Genomic DNA, 16,509 nt, shown 5'->3' with positions numbered 1-16,509 from the left:
GCCGAGCGGCGGACCGACCCGGCCACGAGGGCCGGGAGGGGACGACGATCGGACCCAGTTGCGGGCAGCCTGACCAGGCCCCGTCCAGGGGCCAGGGCAGGTGGAGACCAGCGCAAACACTGAGAATAGCCAGAAGTGGCACGGATGTCCAGCGGCGGGCAGCACGGTGAGCACGGGAGCTGCGGCTCGCGAGTGAGCAATACCCTGGCCCCTGGCGCCCCCGGCGTCAAGGGCACCCGCCGGTCAGGACTCGGCGAGCCCCGAGAGCTGCCACTGCCCGTCGACCTTGAGCAGGTTGGCGGTGAACCGGTAGCCGGCCGTCTGCAGCGCCGTGCCGTCGTTGTCCCCCGCCACGGTGACGAACGCGATGGACTCGGCCCGGTCGCCGTCGAGCAGCCGCACCCCGTCGGACACCACGGTGGCCTTGGTGGTGGTCTTCGAGTCGGTGATGGTCTGGCGGATCGAGTCGAAGCTGGCCCGGTGCTTGGCCGCCATCTCCGGGGTCATCAGCGCGACCGCGGCGTTCAGGTCGGCGTCGATGGTCGTGTACGAGTACGAGTAGGCCGTCTGCAGGATCGTCACGGTCGCCGCGCTCGCCTCGGCGGTGGCCGCGTCGTCGATGAGGGCGACGTTGCTGGCCGGGGCGTCGGCGCCGCCGGCCTGGGAGGCGCGCACCAGGGCCAGGACCCCGACCACCAGCGCCGCCACCACCAGCACGGCGGCCAGGCCCAGCACCGCCGTGACCGGCCGGGAGCGGCGGGCCCGGGCGACGGCGGGCGCGGTCGGCGTGTCCGTCGCAGCGGCGGACGGCGTCGTGGCAGCGGGGCCGGTCGAACGGGTGGACCCGGCGGGGGTGGTGCGTGGGCGGGAGACCGTGGTGCGGTCCTTCTCCCGGGGGCGCTTGCGCAGGTCCGGCGCCGTGGTCGCCGCGTCCTCGGTCGTCGCCGCGTCCTCGGTCGTCGCCGCGTCCTCGGTGCTCGCCGCGTCCTCGGTCGACGCGCTGTCGTCGGCGACCGCGGTGGTCGCAGAGTCCTCGCCGGTACCGGTGGTCGGCTCGTCGTCCGCCGGGGTGGCCGCGGAGCGGTCGACGCCCGGCCCGCGGGTGCCCGCAACGGCGGGGCGGCGACGACCCCGGGACGGTGGGCGGCTGGCCGGTGCCATCAGGGCTGTCCTCCGAGGTCCTGGGGGTGGTGGAGCGGGGCTCGTCCCGCGGGCGCGGTCACTGCCCGCCGCCCTGCGCCACCGGCTGCAGGTCGATGGCGCGCCACCGGCCGTCCTGCTTCGTCAGGCTCATCGTCAGGGCGAGGCGCTGGGTGCGGGCGTCCGGGGCGGCCGACGGGTCGGCGGAGCCGGGCGCGGCCGAGGGGTCGCTCGACCCGGGCACGGCCGACGAGGAGGGCGCTGCGGACGGCGCGGCCGAGACGGACGGCGCGGCGGCCCCGTTCGAGGTCGAGGTGTCGACGAACACCAGGGCCGCGGCCGTGCCCGCCGTGGTGTCGAGCTGCGTCAGCGCGGCCCCGGTCACGGTGGAGGTGACGCTGGCCTGCGTCTGGGTGGCACGCTGCTCGATCTGCGCGCGGCTGTTCTTGAACTCGTCGGCGAGCGGGCCGGCCACGACGGCGTCCCAGGAGTCGAGGGTCCCGGTGACGTCGGCGCCGTTGACGGTGGTCAGCGTGCCCGCGATCGTCCGGGCCGCGTCGAGCGCGTCGTCGCGCTGCTCCCCCACCGACTGCGTGCGGGAGGCGTGGGTCGCCAGCACCAGACCGGTCACGGCCCCGCCGAGCAGGACGAGGGCGACGACCAGGGCGACCGCCGCCGTGACGACGGAGCGCCGGCCCGGCCGCCCCGTGCTCGGGGCCGGCGTCGCGGTCCTGGTCGTGACGGGTGTCGCGGCGGGCTCGTCGGTGGTCGCGGGGTCGCCGGCGGCGCGGTCTCCTGGCGTGCTCATCGTCCTCCAAAGGTACTCGGGCGCGGTCCGGGGGCGGCGCGCCGCCGCTGCCGCCCACGCACGGGCGCACGACCGGTGACCGCGCCACGGCGTCGTCCCGGTGTCGGTCCCCCGGGGCCGGTCTGCCCGGCCCCGGGGGCGTCGGTCAGCCGCCGAAGATCAGCCGGTTGAACAACGAGGTCAGCTGGCCGATGAGCAGCTGCGTGTCCTGCTGCGGCCCGCCCAGGGTGAAGCCGGGCCCGGGCACCGGGGTCGGGGTGAAGTCCGCGGCCCCGCTCGGGGTCGGCGCACGCGCCGCCCCGCGCACGTCGATGGTGCTGCCCTGCGGCTCGGTGCATCCGACGTTGGTGTTGAACGTGCCCGGCACCGGGTTGGTGCCCACCAGGTCGGCGCTGGCCCCGGCCTCGGCGCGGGCCGCCGCGAGCTCGGCGTTGCTCGCCTCGTAGCCCTGCAGGCAGGGGAACGGGTCGTTGATGTTGAGCACGAGCCCGAAGTGCGCGGTGCCGTCACCCGGGGCCACGGTGAACCCGGCCGCGGAGAGCGCGGGCAGCAGCTGCAGCAGCGAGCGGATCTGGTTCTGCCGGGGGGCCACGACGTTGGTGACCGTGTCGAGGTTGGCGATGGTGGTCGAGAGGTCGCCGGCGCTGGCCTGCAGCAGGGCGTCGGTCTCCGCGCCGAACTGCTGGCCGGTGTCGAGCAGGCGACGGATGTCGGGGTCGCTGGACTGCAGCTGCTCGGCCACCAGCTTCAGGCTGGCCGAGAAGTCCGCGATGTTGGACCCCTGCGCCCGCTGCGTGTCCAGCACCGTCTGCAGGTCGGAGACGAGCTTGAGGGTCTGCGGCTGGGCGTCGACGGCCGCGGTGGTGAAGGCCGCGCCCTGGTCGAGGAAGACCTGCAGGTCCTTGCCGCGGCCGGCGAAGGCGGTGCCCAGCTCGCGCACCACGGTCTGCAACGAGTCCAGCGGCACGGACCGGGCCAGGTTGTCGACGCTGTTGAGCAGGTCCTGGGTGGGCAGCGGGGTCGACGTGCGGTCGACCGGGATGGTCGAGCCACCCGTCAGGTAGGGCCCGGAGTCGGTGCGGGGGCGCAGGTCGACGTACTGCTCGCCGACGGCGGAGCGGTTGGCGACCACGGCGTCGAGGTCCGCCGGGATCGGCGGGGCGGCGTCGCCGATCACGAGCTCGACGTCGACGCCGTCCTTGGTCAGGGACAGCGGGCCCACCCGGCCGATGGCGTAGCCGCGGTAGGTGATCTCGGCGTTCTCGAAGATGCCGCCCGACTGCGCCAGCGACATGGTCACCCGGTACCCGCCACCGCCGAAGAACCGGTCGAGGCCGACGTAGCGCACACCGGTGTAGGTGATGCCGACGACCGTGATGATGATGAACGCGACCAGCTGGATGCGGACGGTGCGGGTGATCATGCGCCTGCTCCGTTCGGGAGGGGGACGGGTGGGCTGGCGCTCGACGGCGCCGACACGGCACCGGTGTTGATCCCGAGCCCGTTGATCAGCGACCCCAGCTGCAGGTCGGCGTTGAGGACGAGGTTGAAGTAGCCGCCCTTGACCACCGGGATCGCGGAGTCCGCGAACGGGTAGGTCAGCAGGATCTGCAGGCTCTGCGGCAGCGCGTCACCGGCGTCGACCAGGGAGCGCAGCGTCGGCAGCAGCGACTGCAGGTCGGCCACCAGCGCGTCGCGGCTGCCGTTGATCACCGTGGTGCCCACCTGGCCGAGCCGGTCGAGCTGGCGCAGCAGCTCGACGAGCTGCGGGCGCTGGTCGCGCAGCACCGCGATGCCCGCGGGCAGGTCGTCCAGCGCCGTGGTCAGGTCGGCCCGCTGGGCCAGGATGGTCGTGTTCAGGGTGTCGAGGCTGTCGAGGGCGCGGTTGATCTCGGTGCGCTGGTCGTTCAGCCCGGAGATGAGGGTGTTGGCCTGGTCCAGCAGCGAGCGGATGTCACCCTCGCGGCCGCTGACCGCGGTGTTGATCTCCTTGAGCACCGTCTGCAGCTGCCCGACCCCACCGCCGTTGACCAGCAGCGACAGCGCGCCGAGCACCTCCTCGATCTCGGCGCCGCGGCTGGTCCGGTCCTTGGGGATGGTGGCACCGGTGGACAGCGTGCCCTGCGGTGCCTCCCCGGTCGGCGGGGCGAGGGCGACGTACTTCTCCCCCAGCAGGCTGGTCTGCACGATCGACGCCGTCGCGTTGGCCGGCAGCTGCACCGAGTTGTTGACCTCGACGGTGACCAGCGCGGTGAACTGGTCCGGCCCCAGGTCGACCGAGTCGACCCGGCCCACGTCGACGTTGTCGACCTTCACCGACGACTGCGGCACGAGGTCCAGCGCGTCGGCGAACTCGACCGTGACCTTGAGCGGGTCCGACCCGACGTCGGCCCCACCGGGCAGGGTCACCCCGTACAGGCCACCGCAGCCGGAGGCCAGCAGCGCCACGCTGGTGCCCGCGGCGGCCACGCCCAGCAGGGACCGGGCCCGACGCCGCGTCACCGGGCACCCGCCGGGAGCGGCAGGGGCACGGCGGCCAGCGGCGAGGGCTGACCACCCGCCTGGCTGAGGAACCCGGGTGTCGGCAGGATCGCCTTGCCCCCGCCCCCCGAGCGCACGGTGGCGCAGTAGCTCTGCAGCTCCGCGACCTTGGCCGGTCCGAGCGAGTCGTACACCGGGTTGCCGGGCGTGGTCGCCGACGGCCCGAGCAGGTTGCACAGCAGGAACCCGGGGTCGGAGATCTGGTTGAAGTTGACCCGCGTGTTCAGGGTGCCCGCCTCCGCGTTGTAGGCGTTGGCGACCCCGTCGGCCGCGAGGGGGGCCACGTCGACGACCTCGGCCAGCGCCTGGCGCTGGTTGGCCACCACCTGCGTCACCCGCGCAAGACCGGCGACGTTGCTGCTCAGCGACTCGCGGTTGTCCCGGACGAAGCCCGCCACGTCGCCCAGGGCGACGGAGAGCTGCTGCAGCGCAGCACCGAGGTCGGTGCGCTCCCCGGCCAGGAAGTTCGAGAACGTCGTGAGCTGGGTGATGAAGCCCTGCACCTGCGCGTCGTTGGCGGACAACGTCGAGACGAATGTCTGCAGGTTGGTCACGGTGGCGAAGAGGTCGCCGCGGTTGTTCGCCAGGGTGTCGGTCGCCTTGCTCAGCGCGGTGATGGTGTCCCCGAGGGCCTGGCCGTTGCCGTCGACGTTGGCCGCGGTCGTGTTCAGCACGTCGGTGAGCGCGCCGTCCTTGTTGGCCCCGTTCGGGCCCAGGGCGGTGGCCAGCTGGTTGACGCTGCCGGCGAGCTGGTCGAGCTCGACCGGGGTGGCGGTCTTCTCCAGCGGGATGATCGCGCCCTCGCTCAGCGTCCCGCCCCCGGTGTAGACCGGCGTCAGCTGCACGTAGCGGTCGGCGACGACGGTCGGGGTGATGATCACGGCCCCCGCGTCCGCCGGCACCTGGACGCCGTCGTCCACCGCGAAGTCGACCTTGACCTTGTCGCCCTCGGGCGTGACGGCGCCGATGGTGCCGACCTTGACGCCGAGGACGCGCACGTCCGAGCCGGCGTAGATGCCGACCGCGGAGGTGAAGTACGCCGACATCTTCTGGCCGCTGTCGCGCAGGAACAGCCACCACAGCGCGACGGCGACCACGAGCACCACCGCCACGGCGAGGGCGATGGACTTGAGCGCGGACCTGGTGAGCATCAGTTGCCCCCTCCCCCGGTGTTGAGCGACGGCGGGTTCGGCGCGATCGACGGCAGGCCCGGCAGCAGCGTGGGCAGCAGGTTGTCGATGGTGGAGTCGAACCACCGGCCGTTGCCGAGGGTGTTGGCGAACACCCGGTAGAACGGCGCCATCAGGGCCAGGCCCGAGTCGATGTTGCCGAGGTTGGCGTCGAGCAGGTTGACCACTCCCTGGAGCTTGGCCAGCACCGGTCCCAGCTGCGCCTGGTTGTCGGCCACCAGGCCGCGCAGCTGGGTGGAGAGGTCCTGGGTGTTCGTCAGCAGGGCCGAGATGGCCGCGCGCCGGTTGTTCAGCTCGGCCAGCAGCGTGTTCGCGTCCTGGATGAGGGCCTCGAACTGGCCGCTCCGGTCGGCGAGCAGCTGGGTGGTCTGGTTGCTCGCGGCCAGCAGCGAGCCCAGCTCCTGGTCCCGGCTGGAGATGGTCTGGGAGAGCCGGGTGACGCCGTCGAGCGCGCCGCGGATGGAGTCCGGGGTCCCGCTGAACGCCTGGGAGAGCGTCTCGAAGCTCTTCGCGAGCTGGTCGGTGTTGATGTCACCGACCGTCGTCGCGAGGCCGGAGAACGCCTGCACCACGTCGTAGGGGGCGACGGTGCGGTCCCGCGGGATCGTCACGTCGGGGTCGGCGGCGCGCAGGCCCTGCGGGTCCAGCGACAGGTACTTCTGCCCCAGCAGCGTCTTGATCTTGATCGCCGCGACGGTCTGGTCGCCGAGCCAGGTGTCGGAGACCTGGAACTTGACCCGCACCCGGTCGCCCTCGAGGGCGACCCCGGTGACCTGACCGGAGCGCACCCCGGCCACCCGGACCTCGTCGCCGCTCTTCAGGCCCGCCGCCTCGGTGAAGTCCGCGGTGTACATCGGGCCGCCGCCGATGACGGGCAGCTGCTGGCGGAAGGACACCGCGACGAGCGCGAGCACCAGCACGAGGAGGAAGACCGCCCCCACCACGACGGGGTTGCGGGGCTTCTTCCGCTTGTCTGTGTCAGCCATGGTCTCCCCCTCCTAGCGGGAGCACCGCTGCGCGGTGTTCGTGTAGACGGGGAGGGACAGGGACGGCAGGCCGTTCGGCGCGGGGATGTCCGGCGTGTATCCGCCCAGGCCGATCTTCAGGCTGAGCCCGCACAGGTAGAAGTTGAACCAGGACCCGTAGCTCGCGGCCCGGCCGACCGAGTCCAGCTTGACCGGCAGGTTCTGGAAGAACGTGTTCAGCGTGTCGTTGTTGCGGTTCAGGTTGTCCGACAGGTCGCCGATCGCCGCGATGTCGTTCTTCAGCGGGTCGCGCAGCGGGGCCAGCAGCCCGGCGGTGACGTCGGTCAGCTGGGCGAGCGAGCTGATCGAGGACCCGATGGCGTCGCGGTCCGCGGACAGCCCGGAGACGAGCTGCTGCAACGAGATGACCAACGAGTTCACCTTGTCCTGGCGCTGGTTGACGATGTCGAGCACGGAGTTGAGGTTCGTGATCAGGTTGCCGATCACCTGGTCCTTGTCGGCCACCGAGTTCGTCAGGCTGGAGGTCGAGGAGATCAGCTGGCTGACCGTGCCGCCCTCGCCCTGCAGGACCTGGATGATCTGGTAGGAGAACGTGTTCACGGTCTCCGGGTCGAGCGCCTGGAAGAGCGGCTTGAACCCGTTGAAGAGCACGGTCAGGTCCAGCGCCGGCTTGGTCCGCTCCAGCGGGATGGTCCCGCCGTCGGGCATCGACTGACCCGAGCCCGAGCCCGTGCCCGTGTCGGAGCCCCGGGTGATGGCCATGTACCGCTGGCCGACGAGGTTGCGGTAGCGCAGCTCGGCCGAGGAGCCCTCGGGGATGCTGCGGCCGTCCTCGAGGCTGAAGGTGACGTCGGCCAGCCGCCGGTCCGCGACGGTGATCTTGTCGACCCGCCCGATGCGGACCCCGGAGATGCGGATGTCGTCGCCCACGTTGAGGCCGGTGACGTCGGAGAAGCGCGCCGTGATCGACGTCCCGCCGGAGGCACCGGAGTTGGCGATCGTGGCCGCCAGCACCGAGGTGGCGACGACCGTCACGACGATGAAGGTGACCAGCTTGAGCAGCGGTGCGAGCAGGCCCCTCACTTGACCGTCACCTGCCCCCCGCGCATGGCCGGCGCCGCGACCAGCGCGCTCCAGCCGGGCACCGCGCTCGGGTCGACCCCGTTGGCCTGCCCGATGATGGTCGAGACCAGGCCCTGCTCGGACGCCGAGCCCGCCACCCCGAGGTCGGCCGACGCGCCCGTCGCCCCGGGCAGGGTCGACGCCTGGTAGTTGGCGTTGGTCGACGGCGGTGCGTAGGCCCCGTCGCCGAGGGTGCCGAAGGGGTACTGCGGGAAGTTGCCCACCGACGGGTCGACCGTCGGGTAGCAGATCGGCCCGCGGGTGTCGGTGAACGCCGGGTCGTCGCGGCCGGGGATGTACTTGCCCCGGTCACGGACGATCTCGATGGTCAGCCGCAGCGCCGGGTTGGGCGTGCCCTTGCCCAGCGCCTCGTCGATGCGCGGGATGAAGTCGGTGAAGTTCTTGGCCGTGCAGGGGATCTCCGGCGAGTACTTCGCCAGCAGGTCCAGCGTGGCCCGCGAGTTGTTCGACAGCGAGATGATGTTGTTCCCGTTGGCCTCGAGGAATCCGGACAGGTCCGACGACGCGGAGATCAGCGTCGAGGTCCACAGCCGCAGCTGGTCCTGCTGGTCGACCACGGTGCGGGTGGTCGTGGTGAGGGTGGACAGCGCGCTGAGCAGGTCCGGCGCGGCCTTGGTGTAGACGTCGCCGAAGTCGGCCAGACCGGAGATGTCGGCCTGCAGCGCGGGCAGCTGGGTGTTCAGGCTGGAGACGTACTCGTTGAGCTGGCTCAGGTTCTGGCCCAGCTGCTGCCCGCGGCCGTCCAGCGCCTGGGAGAGCGCCCCCAGGGTGGCCGAGAGGTCCTGCGGCGGCACCGCCTTGAGCAGCGGGAGCAGGTCGTCGAGGACGCGGTTGATCTCCACCGTCTCCGCCGAGGTGTCCTGCGAGATGGTGTCGCCCTGGGCGATGGTCCGCGCCGGGTCCGTCGGGTCGGTGCCGTCGGGCACGACGAGCGCGACGTACTTCTCGCCGAACAGCGTCTTGGGCAGGAACCGCGCCGACACGTCGGCCGGGATCATCGACACCTTGTCCGGCTCGAGGGCCAGCGTCACGTCCGCCTCGCCCCCCGTCGTGCTGATGTCGGTGACCCGACCGACGACGACGCCCCGGATCTTCACGTCGGAGTCCGGCAGCAGCTGGTTGCCCACCGAGTCGGCGCGCAGCGTGACGGGCACGGTGGAGACGAACTTCTTGTCGTAGATCGCGATGGTGAGCCCCACCCCCGCGACGAGCACGACCACGAAGAGCAGGCCGAGCAGCTTGTTCTTGACCCCCGAGCTCACCGGGCGACCCCCCTGTCGATCCGCGCGACGCCCGCGCTCATCCCGCGATCCTGACCGTCGTCGTCGTGCCCCAGATGGCCAGGGACAGGAAGAAGTCCAGCACCGAGGCCGCCACGATCGCCGTCCGCACCGCGCGACCCACGGCCACACCCACGCCGGCGGGTCCGCCCGAGGCGTAGTAGCCGTAGTAGCAGTGGGTCAGGATGATCACCACCGCGAACACCAGCACCTTGCCGAACGACCACAGCACGTCCACCGGTGGCAGGAACAGGTTGAAGTAGTGGTCGTAGCTGCCCGAGGACTGCCCGTAGAACAACGTGGTCACGGTCCGCGAGGCCAGGTAGGAGGCCAGCAGCCCGATCACGTACAGCGGGATGACCGCGACGAAGCCGGCGATGATGCGGGTGGTGACGAGGAACGGCATCGAGGGCACGGCCATGACCTCGAGGGCGTCGACCTCCTCGGAGATGCGCATGGCGCCGAGCTGGGCGGTGAAGCCGCAGCCGACCGTGGCCGACAGGGCCAGCGCCGCCACCAGGGGCGCGATCTCACGGGTGTTGAAGTAGGCGGAGATGAAGCCGGTGAAGACGGCGGTGCCGATCTGGTTCAGGGCCGCGAAGCCCTGCAGGCCGACCACGACGCCGGTGAAGACCGAGAGCGCGGCGATGACGCCGACCGTGCCGCCGATGACGGCGAGCGCACCGCTGCCGAAGCTCACCTCGGCCAGCAGCCGGACGACCTCCTTGCGGTAGCGCGTCAGCGTGCGCGGCGTCCAGGCGATGGCCTTGAGGTAGAAGGTGAACTGCTGACCGAGGTCGTCGAGCAGGTTGGCGGGCCCGGTCACGACCGAGCGGGCGCGTCGGCCCAGGCCGGCGACAGCAGTCACGTCAGGAGCCCTTCGCGGGGACGACCTGCAGGTAGATCGTCGTCAGGATGAAGTTCACGAAGAACAGCAGCAGGAACGTGATGACGACGGACTGGTTGACCGCGTCCCCCACGCCCTTGGGCCCCGGGGACGGGTTGAGCCCCTTGTAGGCCGCGACCACCGCCGCGATCAGGCCGAACAGCAGCGCCTTGATCTCGGAGATGTAGAGGTCGGGCAGCTGGGCGATGGCCGAGAACGAGGCCAGGTAGGCACCCGGGGTGCCGCCCTGCAGGACCACGTTGAAGAAGTAGCCACCGATCACGCCGACCACGCTGACCATCCCGTTGAGCAGGACGGCGATGAGCATGGCGGCGAGCACGCGGGGCACCACGAGCCGGGCGATGGGGTCGACGCCGAGCACCCGCATGGCGTCGATCTCCTCGCGGATGGTGCGCGAGCCGAGGTCGGCGCAGATGGCCGAGCCGCCCGCGCCCGCCACCAGCAGCGCCGTGACGATCGGGCTGGCCTGCTGGATGATCGCCAGCACGCTGGCGGCGCCGGTGAACGACTGGGCACCGAGCTGGCGGGTCAGCGAGCCCAGCTGCAGCGCGATGACCGCGCCGAACGGGATGGCCACGAGCGCCGTGGGCAGGATCGTGACGCTGGCGATGAACCACGACTGCGAGATGAACTCCCGCAGCTGGAACGGCCGGCGGAAGATGCCGCGCACGACCTGCAGGAACAGGTCGACCAGCTTGCCGGTCTCCCGGAGCGCGCCCGAGACGGGGGCGGTGACGGACAGGCCGTTGCTCACCCCTGCCCCCGCCGGAACCAGCGGGAGCGGGTGGTGGGCTCGTCGTCGCCGGCCCCGTCGGTCCCGCCGCCGGAGGCGCGGCCCGCCCCGACGCGCTGGGTGACGTCGGCGTCGTCGTCACCGCGGCCGGCCTCGTCCCCGCGGGAGTCGTCGCGGCCACCGAGGTCGATCCGCTGCGTGTCGTCGTCCGCGGCGGGCTCCTGCCAGGCGGAGTGCTGCCCGGAGCCCTGGTCCTGGTGGTGCTGGTCCCCGTCGTACCGGCCCTGGTCCTGGTCGTCGCGGCCCCAGTCCTGCCGCTGGGAGTCCCCGGCCGCGCCCTCCTTCTCGGCGTTGGCCCGGTCGGTCTCGTCGAAGGACTCCTGGATCGCCCGCTGCGCCGACTCCGGCAGCGTGTGCATGATCTCCTCGACCCGGTGGCGGCGGCGGATCGCGCCGCGGCGCTCCGGCATGCCGGGGGTGGGCTCGATCTGCGGCACCACGCCCCGCATGTCGGTGTCGTCGGAGCCGTCGGAGTGGCCCTGGGCCGCGTGCTCCTGCTCCTTCTCCATCGTCGCCTGGTCCTTCTCCTCGGACATGCCGATGGGCCCCAGGCGCTTGCCGTTGAGGAACTGGTCGACCACGGGCTCGTCGGAGGTGAGCAGGACCTCGCGCGGGCCGAACATCACCAGGTTGCGGCGGAACAGCATCCCGATGTTGTCCGGCACCGTGCGGGCGACCGAGATGTTGTGGGTGACGATGAGGACGGTCGCGTCGATCTGCGCGTTGATGTCGATGATCAGCTGCGAGAGGTAGGCGGTGCGCACCGGGTCGAGCCCGGAGTCCGGCTCGTCGCACAGGATGATCTCGGGGTCGAGCACGAGCGCCCGGGCGAGCCCCGCGCGCTTGCGCATGCCGCCGGAGATCTCGCCGGGGAGCTTGTCCTCCGCGCCGACGAGCCCGACCAGCTCGATCTTCTCCATCACCGTCTTGCGGATGTCGGACTCGTTCTTCTTCGTGTGCTCCCGCAGCACGAAGGCCACGTTGTCGTAGAGCGACATGGAGCCGAAGAGCGCGCCGTCCTGGAAGAGCACCCCGAACATCTTGCGGATCTCGTAGAGCTTCTTGTCCGAGCACGAGGTGATGTCCGTGCCGTCGATGACGATCGTGCCCTCCTCCGGCCGGAGCAGGCCGATGAGCGCCTTGAGGAAGACGGACTTGCCGGTGCCGGACGGGCCCAGCAGGACGCTGACCTCGCCCTGCGGCAGCGTCAGCGTCACGTCCTGCCAGATCTTCTGGCTCCCGAACGACTTCGTGAGTCCCTCGACCGCGACCTCGACGCCCATCACACCTCCCTGACCGGCCCCGCCACCGGGGCGTGCCCACTCGGGTGGGCGCCGTCGGAGCGGGGCGTGCGGCCCGTGGGCCGCGCTGTGTCCCGCGTCATGTGTGGCGGACCATACAGCCCAACGACGGCGGTCGAGCAGGGTTACGGGTGTGTCCTCACCGGGTCGGCACTGCCGCCCCGACGGCGCTCCCCGCGCACGCAGCAGGGGCGGACCCGCGCGTGCGGGTCCGCCCCTGCGGACGTGCTCACCGGACGGGCACGGGGCCCGCCGGTGGGTCGATCACTTGACGGAGACGGAGGCCCCGGCGCCCTCGAGCTTCTCCTTGGCCGCGTCGGCGGCCGCCTTGTCGACCTTCTCGAGGATGGCCTTGGGGGCGCTCTCGACGAGGTCCTTGGCCTCCTTCAGGCCCAGGCCCGAGACGACCTCGCGGACGACCTTGATGACCTGGATCTTCTTGTCGCCGGCGCCCTCGAGGACGACGTCGAACTCGTCCTGCTCCTCGGCGGCCTCGGCCGGCGCGCCCGCGGGGCCCGCGGCGGCGACGGCGACGGGGGCGGCCGCGGTGACCTCGAAGGTCTCCTCGAACGCCTTCACGAACTCCGAGAGCTCGAGCAGGGTCAGTTCCTTGAACGCGTCGAGCAGCTCGTCGGTGCTGAGCTTCGCCATGGTGGCGGTCCTTCCTTCTGGTCCCGGCTCCCCGGCCTGGGCCGGGGGTGCACGGGTGGGGTGTGGGGTGGGTGGATCAGGTGGAGCAGGGACGGGTCAGCTGTCGGCGGCGACCGGCTCGGAAGCCGTGTCGTCGGCGGCCGCGGCGGCCTCGGTCGGGGCGGCAGCCCCGCCCTCGGCGGCCTCGCGCTTCTCCTGCAGGGCCGCCGCCAGGCGGGCGACCTGCGAGGCCGGGGCCGCGAACAGGCCGGCAGCCTTGGTGAGGTTGCCCTTCATCGCGCCGGCCAGCTTGGCCAGCAGCACCTCGCGCGACTCGAGGTCGGCGATGCGCTCGACCTCGGCCACGGACAGCGCGCGGCCGTCCATGTAGCCGCCCTTGATGACGAGCGACTTGTTGTCCTTGGCGAACGTCTTGAGCGCCTTCGCGGCGTCGACCGGCTCGCCGGTGACGAACGCGATCGCCGTGGGACCGACGAACAGCTCGTCGAGCCCCTCCACGCCGGCATCGGCCGCCGCACGCTTGACGAGCGTGTTCTTGGCGACGGAGTACGTGGAACCGGCGCCCAGCGCGGTGCGCAGCGTGGAGAGCTGCGCGACCGTCAGGCCCCGGTACTCGGTGATGACGGCGGCGGAGCTGCCGCGGAACTGCTCGGAGATCTCCGCGACGGCCGTGACCTTGTCGGACCGTGCCATGCCTCGCCTCCTCTCTACGGGTCGTCGCTGGACGACGTCGGGGACCCGGAGACGCGACGACGCCCCGGACGCAGCAGCGGCCGGGGCGCACAGCAGGCGAGCCTGCTCCCTGGTCCTCCTGCGCGGGCCGCCCGGCGCGGTGCCGGGACCTTCGGTCACGCCCCCGGTGGGGACGTGGTGACCAGCGGTCTTGGGTGGATCGACTGCGATGCTACCCGACGCGGCGACCCGCCCCGACCGCGGCGGGAGCCGGGTCCGGACGCACCGCAGCCCCCGCCCGGGTGGGCGGGGGCTGCGCGGTCGAGCGGGTGCGGGTGGCTCAGCGGCCCCAGCGGCAGCCGACCCGGCCCCAGCGGCAGCCGACGCGGGCGGTGGCGGTGGCGGTGGCGGTGGTCTGAGCAGACATTGGAGGGTCCTCCCCGGTCGCGGTCCGCGTCGGTGCGCGCGGTCAGGGACGACGCTACGAAGCGTGGCCGGCACCGTCTGCAGACCAGCGGTGGGAGACCGGTCGGTCGGTCTGCACGGCGAAATCCTCACGGAGGGTGAGACTCTGGGCGCGGAACGGCACGCGAGGACGACAGGACGACGGCAAGATCAACTCTGCGGGGTCGGGAGGTCACGCTACGGGGCCGCGGCGGCCCCGTGGGGGGTGGGGCGGGGTCACCCGGATGGCCCCCGACGCCGACGGGGCGGGCCACCCGTGGGTGACCCGCCCCGTCGGCGGTGCCGGGCTCGTGCGTCCCGGCTCGGTGCTCAGTCCTCGGCGTCGACCATGAGGTTGCGCAGGCGCGACGGGTCGACCGGGATGCCCGGGCCGGTCGTCGTCGACAGCGTGACCTTCTTCAGGTAGCGCCCCTTGGCCGCGGCGGGCTTGACCCGCATGATCTCGTCCAGCGCCGCGGTGTAGTTGTCGATCAGCTTGTCGGTGTCGAAGGACGCCTTGCCGATGACGAGGTGCAGGTTGGCCTGCTTGTCGACCCGGAAGTTGATCTTGCCGCCCTTGATGTCGTTCACGGCCTTCGTCACGTCGGTGGTGACCGTGCCGGTCTTCGGGTTCGGCATGAGCCCGCGCGGGCCCAGGACCCGGGCGATGCGGCCGACCTTGGCCATCTGGTCCGGCGTCGCGATGGCGGCGTCGAAGTCGAGCCAGCCGCCCTGGATGCGCTCGATGAGGTCCTCGGCGCCCACGGCGTCCGCCCCGGCGGCCTCGGCCTCGGCGGCCTTCTCGCCGGCGGCGAAGACGATGACGCGGGCGGTCTTGCCCGTGCCGTGGGGCAGGTTGACGGTGCCGCGGACCATCTGGTCGGCCTTGCGGGGGTCGACCCCGAGCCGGATGGCGACCTCGACGGTGGCGTCCATGGTCGTGCTCGCGGTGTCCTTGGCCAGGGTGGTGGCCTTGAGCGGGCTGTAGAGGGTGTCGCGGTCGATCTTGGCCGCGGCGGCCAGGTAGTTCTTGCTGCGCTTCACGTGCTGTCCGTTCTCTTCGTGACGGGGTGTGGTGACGGGCCGGCGCGGGCCCTCCCACGTGGTGCCGGGGTGGTGCGGGTGGAGCGGGGAGGACTCAGCCCTCGACGGTGATGCCCATCGAGCGGGCGGTGCCGGCGATGATCTTCGTGGCCTGGTCCAGGTCGGAGGCGTTGAGGTCCTCCATCTTGGTCTCCGCGATCTCCCGCAGCTGCGCGGTGGTGACCGTGGCGACCTTGGTCTTGTGCGGCTCGCCCGAGCCCTTCTCGACGCCGGCGGCCTTGAGGATCAGCCGGGCGGCGGGCGGGGTCTTGAGCTTGAAGTCGAACGACCGGTCCTCGTAGACCGAGATCTCGACCGGCACGACGTTGCCGCGCTGGGCCTCCGTCGCGGCGTTGTAGGCCTTGCAGAACTCCATGATGTTGACGCCGTGCTGACCGAGGGCGGGGCCCACGGGCGGCGCGGGCGTCGCGGCGCCGGCCTTGATCTGGAGCTTGATGATCCCGGCGAGCTTCTTCTTCTTGGGGGGCATCTCGTGTACTTCCTGCGGTTGTCCTGGGCACCGGTGGTCACCGGGCCCGCGTGGGGCGTGTCGTGCGGTGCGGGGTCGGTCCTGGGTGACCGCGCACCCTCACCCGGGTCGAGCCCGGGTCAGGTCGGGGAGACGGCTCAGATCTTGCTGACCTGGCTGAACGAGAGCTCGACGGGGGTCTCACGCCCGAAGATCGACACCAGCACCTTGAGCTTCTGGGCGTCGCCGCTGACCTCGCTGATGGTGGCGGGCAGGGTCGCGAACGGGCCGTCCATGACGGTGACCGACTCGCCGACCTCGTACTCGACGACCACGGCGGGCGCGGCACCCGGCTCGCCCGCGGCGGAGCGGCCCGCGGTGGCGGCCTTCTTCTGCTCCTGGGCGGGCATGAGGAACTTGATGACCTCGTTGATGGTCAGCGGCGACGGGCGCGAGGTGGCGCCGACGAACCCGGTGACCCCGGGGGTGTTGCGGACCGCGCCCCAGGAGGCGTCGTTGAGCTCCATCCGGACCAGGATGTAGCCGGGCAGCACCTTGCGGTTGACCTGCTTGCGCTGCCCGTTCTTGATCTCGGTGACCTCCTCGGTGGGCACCTCGACCTGGAAGATGAACTCCTCCACGTCGAGGGTCTGCACCCGGGTCTCGAGGTTGGTCTTCACCTTGTTCTCGTAGCCGGCGTAGGAGTGCACGACGTACCAGTCGCCCGGCGCGCGCCGCAGCGCGGTCCGCATCTCCTCGACGGGGTCGACCTCCTCGTCCGGGGCGTCGTCGGCGACGGCCGTGGACGCCGCGGGGTCGCCCGCCGCGGCCGGGGTGGCGTCCGCGCCCAGCAGGCGATCGGCGTCCTGGTCGTTCGTCGAATCGTCGGGCTCGGGCTGGGCCGTGGCCTCGCGGACGGCGTCGTCCGCGGCGGCGCCCTGCTCGCCGGAGGGCTGCACCGCGTCCTCGCCGTGGGCGGCGTCGAACGCGGCCTCGTCCGTCAGTCCGGCCATGTCCCGGCCGTCCTCGGGGGTGCTCACGTGTACGACTCGCTTCCTGTTGTCCGGTGCTCGGGTGGTGCTGGGGGTGGCTGGGGGTGCG

16 protein-coding genes are annotated in these 16,509 nt (G+C 71.9%); all 16 read right to left on the bottom strand.

The features are described from left to right. Positions 1-243: 243 nt before the first annotated feature. Positions 244-1,161 carry a hypothetical protein gene (locus ACYVOF_RS10900; RefSeq protein ID WP_460866375.1) on the bottom strand — a complete coding sequence of 306 codons (918 nt, stop codon included), beginning with the start codon at positions 1,159-1,161 and terminating at the stop codon, positions 244-246. Between the two features lie 58 nt (positions 1,162-1,219). Further along, positions 1,220-1,948: a hypothetical protein gene (locus ACYVOF_RS10895; protein WP_460866373.1), complete on the bottom strand. Its 729-nt coding sequence runs from the start codon at positions 1,946-1,948 to the stop codon at positions 1,220-1,222. A gap of 145 nt (positions 1,949-2,093) precedes the next feature. Continuing rightward, positions 2,094-3,371: an MlaD family protein gene (locus ACYVOF_RS10890; protein ID WP_460866371.1), complete on the bottom strand. Its 1,278-nt coding sequence runs from the start codon at positions 3,369-3,371 to the stop codon at positions 2,094-2,096. Continuing rightward, positions 3,368-4,450 (bottom strand): MCE family protein, encoded by a 1,083-nt coding sequence (locus ACYVOF_RS10885; protein WP_460866369.1) that lies wholly within the window; start codon positions 4,448-4,450, stop codon positions 3,368-3,370. Before ACYVOF_RS10885 ends, ACYVOF_RS10890 begins: the two co-directional genes overlap by 4 nt. Further along, complete coding sequence (locus tag ACYVOF_RS10880; protein ID WP_460866367.1) at positions 4,447-5,640, bottom strand: MCE family protein; 1,194 nt, start codon at positions 5,638-5,640, stop codon at positions 4,447-4,449. Before ACYVOF_RS10880 ends, ACYVOF_RS10885 begins: the two co-directional genes overlap by 4 nt. Continuing rightward, entirely contained in the window at positions 5,640-6,665 is a 1,026-nt protein-coding gene (locus tag ACYVOF_RS10875) for an MCE family protein (protein WP_460866365.1), read from the bottom strand. The genes ACYVOF_RS10880 and ACYVOF_RS10875 overlap by 1 nt, the downstream gene beginning before the upstream one ends. A 12-nt stretch (positions 6,666-6,677) precedes the next feature. Continuing rightward, the gene (locus ACYVOF_RS10870; RefSeq protein ID WP_460866363.1) at positions 6,678-7,748 is read right to left on the bottom strand and encodes an MCE family protein; all 1,071 of its coding nucleotides are present in this window, start codon (positions 7,746-7,748) and stop codon (positions 6,678-6,680) included. Beyond that, entirely contained in the window at positions 7,745-9,070 is a 1,326-nt protein-coding gene (locus ACYVOF_RS10865) for an MCE family protein (RefSeq protein ID WP_460866361.1), read from the bottom strand. Before ACYVOF_RS10865 ends, ACYVOF_RS10870 begins: the two co-directional genes overlap by 4 nt. Before the next feature lie 37 nt (positions 9,071-9,107). Further along, a complete protein-coding gene (locus ACYVOF_RS10860; protein WP_460866359.1) occupies positions 9,108-9,956 on the bottom strand; it encodes an MlaE family ABC transporter permease in 849 nt (282 codons plus the stop codon). A 1-nt stretch (position 9,957) separates the two neighbouring features. Further along, positions 9,958-10,749, bottom strand: coding sequence for an MlaE family ABC transporter permease (locus tag ACYVOF_RS10855; RefSeq protein ID WP_460866357.1), 792 nt, complete (start codon positions 10,747-10,749; stop codon positions 9,958-9,960). Then, positions 10,746-12,071, bottom strand: coding sequence for an ABC transporter ATP-binding protein (locus tag ACYVOF_RS10850; protein WP_460866355.1), 1,326 nt, complete (start codon positions 12,069-12,071; stop codon positions 10,746-10,748). The genes ACYVOF_RS10855 and ACYVOF_RS10850 overlap by 4 nt, the downstream gene beginning before the upstream one ends. A 282-nt stretch (positions 12,072-12,353) precedes the next feature. Continuing rightward, positions 12,354-12,740, bottom strand: coding sequence for a 50S ribosomal protein L7/L12 (rplL, locus tag ACYVOF_RS10845; RefSeq protein WP_460866354.1), 387 nt, complete (start codon positions 12,738-12,740; stop codon positions 12,354-12,356). Positions 12,741-12,836: 96 nt separating this feature from the next. Continuing rightward, entirely contained in the window at positions 12,837-13,433 is a 597-nt protein-coding gene (gene rplJ, locus ACYVOF_RS10840; protein ID WP_460866353.1) for a 50S ribosomal protein L10, read from the bottom strand. A gap of 753 nt (positions 13,434-14,186) precedes the next feature. Then, on the bottom strand, positions 14,187-14,900 hold the full coding sequence (gene rplA / locus ACYVOF_RS10835) for a 50S ribosomal protein L1 (RefSeq protein ID WP_460866351.1): 714 nt from the start codon (positions 14,898-14,900) through the stop codon (positions 14,187-14,189). Positions 14,901-14,994: 94 nt separating this feature from the next. After that, on the bottom strand, positions 14,995-15,429 hold the full coding sequence (rplK, locus tag ACYVOF_RS10830) for a 50S ribosomal protein L11 (protein WP_460866350.1): 435 nt from the start codon (positions 15,427-15,429) through the stop codon (positions 14,995-14,997). Between the two features lie 137 nt (positions 15,430-15,566). After that, positions 15,567-16,448: a transcription termination/antitermination protein NusG gene (nusG, locus tag ACYVOF_RS10825; RefSeq protein WP_460866348.1), complete on the bottom strand. Its 882-nt coding sequence runs from the start codon at positions 16,446-16,448 to the stop codon at positions 15,567-15,569. Positions 16,449-16,509 lie beyond the last annotated feature (61 nt).

The sequence above is a fragment of the Rhodococcus aerolatus genome (assembly GCF_054783215.1).
The sequence above is the reverse complement of the archived record's forward strand: the minus strand, read 5'-3'. Positions and strand labels throughout refer to the sequence as shown.

Excerpts from the sequence above, each read along its gene's own strand:
- ACYVOF_RS10900 (WP_460866375.1), bottom strand. The coding sequence starts at position 1,161 with ATGGCACCGGCCAGCCGCCCACCGTCCCGGGGTCGTCGCCGCCCCGCC.
- ACYVOF_RS10875 (WP_460866365.1), bottom strand. The coding sequence starts at position 6,665 with ATGGCTGACACAGACAAGCGGAAGAAGCCCCGCAACCCCGTCGTGGTG.
- ACYVOF_RS10880 (WP_460866367.1), bottom strand. The coding sequence starts at position 5,640 with ATGCTCACCAGGTCCGCGCTCAAGTCCATCGCCCTCGCCGTGGCGGTG.
- rplJ (WP_460866353.1), bottom strand. The coding sequence starts at position 13,433 with ATGGCACGGTCCGACAAGGTCACGGCCGTCGCGGAGATCTCCGAGCAG.
- ACYVOF_RS10850 (WP_460866355.1), bottom strand. The coding sequence starts at position 12,071 with ATGGGCGTCGAGGTCGCGGTCGAGGGACTCACGAAGTCGTTCGGGAGC.
- ACYVOF_RS10895 (WP_460866373.1), bottom strand. The coding sequence starts at position 1,948 with ATGAGCACGCCAGGAGACCGCGCCGCCGGCGACCCCGCGACCACCGAC.
- rplL (WP_460866354.1), bottom strand. The coding sequence starts at position 12,740 with ATGGCGAAGCTCAGCACCGACGAGCTGCTCGACGCGTTCAAGGAACTG.
- ACYVOF_RS10890 (WP_460866371.1), bottom strand. The coding sequence starts at position 3,371 with ATGATCACCCGCACCGTCCGCATCCAGCTGGTCGCGTTCATCATCATC.
- rplK (WP_460866350.1), bottom strand. The coding sequence starts at position 15,429 with ATGCCCCCCAAGAAGAAGAAGCTCGCCGGGATCATCAAGCTCCAGATC.